3 protein-coding genes are annotated in these 3,903 nt (G+C 39.0%); all 3 read left to right on the top strand.

Going from position 1 to position 3,903, the window contains the following annotated elements:
- Positions 1–745: hypothetical protein (locus NB463_RS17540; RefSeq protein ID WP_258516023.1), on the top strand; the 745-nt coding region annotated here is incomplete at its 5' end.
- Positions 746–1,565: 820 nt separating this feature from the next.
- Positions 1,566–2,651, top strand: coding sequence for a pentapeptide repeat-containing protein (locus NB463_RS17525; protein WP_258516021.1), 1,086 nt, complete (start codon positions 1,566–1,568; stop codon positions 2,649–2,651).
- Positions 2,652–2,787: 136 nt separating this feature from the next.
- Positions 2,788–3,231: a T6SS immunity protein Tdi1 domain-containing protein gene (locus NB463_RS17515; protein ID WP_258516019.1), complete on the top strand. Its 444-nt coding sequence runs from the start codon at positions 2,788–2,790 to the stop codon at positions 3,229–3,231.
- Positions 3,232–3,903: the final 672 nt, after the last annotated feature.

Raw genomic sequence — 3,903 nt, 5'->3', positions numbered from 1 at the left:
TAAACTAACTGAAAAAATAAATATAACAGTATTGCCTAGTGATCCGAATATTGTTGTCTCTAATCAAGTAGATTTGAATTCGGTAACAACTGCGTTAAATTCATTGACTGCAGAAGTCAAAAATCAACAAAAGCAATTAGAGTCTATTGCTCAACCAAATGTTGCTGATTGGACTATGGTCGGTTCAACATTTATTTCGTTATTCGTTGCAGTGTTGGCATTGCGATATTCTGTTAAAGAATCAAAGCAGAGAAGTAGGGAATCAAAGAAAATAGAGAGTCTTAATCGTCGAAAAGCTCAAGCTGACAAAGAAGCTGCAGAGTTAGCAATCGAGCGCCAAAGACTAAGCGTTCAACCATATATTATCCTACAAACAAACCACTCGATCAAAGAGGGGGTGTTTGAAGCATTCTTAGTCAACAAAGGAGTTGGTCCAGCTATTTTTAAGGAATTTTCTTTGTACGTTGGTAAACAAAAAGTTACTGCAGATAATCCGTTTCACGCGGCAATACGCTCGCTCCTTTCAAAAGATCATGATTATGATGTAAATGCTATTTTTGGTATTGAAGCGATGGCTGTTTCTCCGTCAGAGAGTATCATGCTGTATCAAGTAAAGTTGCATCGTGTAGATAGTGATTTAACTAACAGTTATGCGGTGCATAAAGCACTAACTTCATTTGCGTATGGCGTTGTATATGAGTCTCTTTATGGTGAGCGCAAAGAAGAGGGCTTTGCGGGCTGGTAAAATTCTAACAAACTGTTTAAGAGTGATTCGCAACGCGTGGCATTTTTGCTATGCGTAGCGTTTTGTGTTTAAGGTGTTATGCGGGAGCTTCAGTATTGCGTTGCTCACACCTTAACAGGGCGTTAGTTTGCAAGAGGAAAAATGCAGCTATATCGCAAGATCTAGTGGTAAAAGCTCAAAGTTTAAGTTGTCGTATTAGCTTCCAATTTTAGTGTTATCTAGCGTGGTGAAAATCCAAAATTGGCATCGCTTCAACGGTTGATTTATTCTTTGGGGCGGTGACTTTAGAGTTAACTGAGTCGAACTTTCTTGCTGAAACTCTGTTCGTTGAGTTTGTTGGTACAAAAGCCGATTTACTCGCTGAAATGGCGTTTTCCCTGGTGTGGTAAGTTCATGTGGTTTCAGTGGCTTTGTTGAAAGTCCGCATTGTGAGATTGGTTTTCCAAAAGCGCTTTTTGGTGTTGTGAGTTCGTTTTCTGCGGCGTTGTTTGTTCCACGTGGTTTCATTGACTAGCCGTTTTTAGACTACGCCTGACTTAAGTGCATCAAAACACATAAAGTTTATTGTTTGCAAAGTTTAAAGTGACTTAAAATCAATGCTTTGGGTTTGCAAACTAACAAACTGCTCAAGAGGGATTCGCAACGCGTGGCATTTTTACTATGCGTTGAATTTAGTGATTAAGGTGGCTTGCGGCGGCTTTGGTATTGCGTTGCTCACCCCTTAGCAGGGCGTTAAGTGATTTAAGCGTGCATCTGCTTTATATTGAATACTTAAGTCGAGTATAATGTCCTTTTTATGTAGTGGAAGTAAACCAAATCAATGGAACTGAATAAAGATCATTATGCGTTGTTAGTAGGGTGTGCAATTAAAGAAGATTTTTCCGCATGGAATGAATTTATTTCTAACTCGTCAGAACCTGCAGCACTAAGAGGCGCAAAATTAGATGGCTTTAATTTCAACAATGTCACATTTGTAAACAAAAATGGTGATGGGGCTGATTTATACAGGGCTTCGTTTATTAACTCCCACTTTTCTGCTGTAAATATGTCTAATACATATTTGGCTGAAGTAGATATGACAGGAGCTAAGATAGCGCATTCAATATTTCAAAATTCCGAATTTAACAAAGCAACGCTACATGATAGCGAATTCTTAATGACTTTCTTTGATGATGCAGAATTTTATGAGTCTGATGTTAAAAATGCTGAGTTTTATGGGTGTAGTTTTTATGAGGCTAGATTCTCTCGGGCTGATTTGTCTGGAGCGAAGTTCCTCGGTGGAGGGCATAACCCACTTATAGATCGTGAAATACGTTTTAATATGTGTGGTATGTCAATTAGAAACTCTAAACTATCAACAGATACTTACTTTCATATAGCAAAAGTATCTAGCGAGACTGATTTTAGAACAATAGATTTTGATAAAGCAAGGTTTTCCGCTGGCTTAAAACAAACGTTACAATATTGTAATCGAAGACATAATTGGGAAGACTGGTACAGAAAAAATAAAAAGTCTACGTCCAAGTTTGTTTCTGCTTTTTGGGCGATTTCTGACTACGGACGTTCTCCTTTACGAGTAATCCAATCTTTTTTTAGTGTTTGTATAATCTTTGCGCTTCTATATTGTTTGGGATGTGATTTAACAACCGAAAAATCAATGGGGATGCTAAATAGTATTTACTTTTCAGTTATAACAATGACAACACTAGGTTTTGGTGACATCAGTGCAAATTTATCTTCTAGTTTGGGACAAATTTTAGTTATGTTACAGGTTATACTTGGCTATGTAATTTTAGGCGCATTGATATCAGTATTATCTAATTTGTTTACATCTGATGGTCCGCCTCAAGGGTTAGTAAAGCACCCCAAAAATAAGCCGCATGCTTTTACAACAAAAATCACTTAACAAACTGTTTAAGAGTGATTCGCAACGCGTGGCATTTTTGCTATGCGTTGCGTTTTGTGGTTGAGGTAGTATGCAGGAGCTTCGGTATTGCGTTGCTCACACCTTAACAGGGCGTTAGCTTTTCACGAGGAAATCAATGACTCTAGATGATTTGACGGTAGCCTTTTCTCACATAGATAGAAATTCGTTACTGAGTGATTGGGATTGGCTTCTACAAGGGGCTTTCCTCCCAATTTTAATATCTGCGTCAGATGACGCATTCGTTCAGCATGTATATAACGGTCAAGTATGGTGGTTAGATACTGGTGGTGGTGAATTGATCCAAGTATCTGATTCAGTTGATGAGTTTAAGGTAAAGTTATCTAACAAAGAATTTGTAGCAGAAAAATTTGCCGTTCAGATGATAGGTGATTTAATTCAATCAGGTAAAACCTTGTCTCATGGTCAAATATATAGTTTATCAAAACCTTGGCTGTTGGGGGGAGAGTACGAAATTAGTAATATAGAGCCAACAGATTTGGAAGTTCATTTTTCTCTTCTGGGACAAATCGCTTTTCAGGTGGGTGTGGCAAAAAGCTAACAAGGCGTTTAAGGCAGATTCCCAACGCTTGGCGTTTTGCATTCTATGTTGGGTTAAGTGTTTACGGTGTAAAAGTTTAGGTTAGGTGGTTGGCGTTGCTCACTACTTAACGCGGCGTTAGGCGACGGGCAGGAAAGTTCTTTATTCTCATCTTCTTAGTTCTCTTTGAGCATTCGTTTTTCTAAGTCGGCAATTCAGCATTGTCTGCTCAAATTCTTGAATCTCTCCAACCGTAAAACATGCCAACATTCGTGGGTTGCCTCATTGGTTTTTGGAGTCGGTTAGTGGCGAGTTTAACTGGCTCAAAGCGTGGCAAGGGCAAGTCAACTGAAGCTTTCGAATTTGCTGTTAGTTTGCAGCTTTGGGTTTCTCGGGTTCAAAACCTTCTTTGTTGCTAGAGATCTGCATTTCGTGCTCGTTGGAATCTTGGCTGAAACATAGTGATATTTGTGGTTCTTGAATCACAAAAAGTCAGTGGGTGTTTGGTTGCTTATTCGGTTTCGGGTAATCTGCTTTCAAACAAACTTAAACACTGGTGGGAAACTTCGCCTAACAAGGCGTTTAAGGCGGATTCACAACGCTTGGCGACTTCAGTTCAAGTTGAATTTAGTGTTTAAGGTACAATGGCTTGGGTTTGGTGGTTAGCGTTGTTCACCACTTAACGCGGCGTTA

Origin of the sequence: Vibrio sp. RM-41-2B (assembly GCF_024744415.1) — a bacterium.
Lineage (GTDB): Bacteria > Pseudomonadota > Gammaproteobacteria > Enterobacterales > Vibrionaceae > Vibrio > Vibrio diabolicus.
Note: the sequence above shows the minus strand (reverse complement) of the source record. Positions and strands in the feature narration are given on the sequence as shown.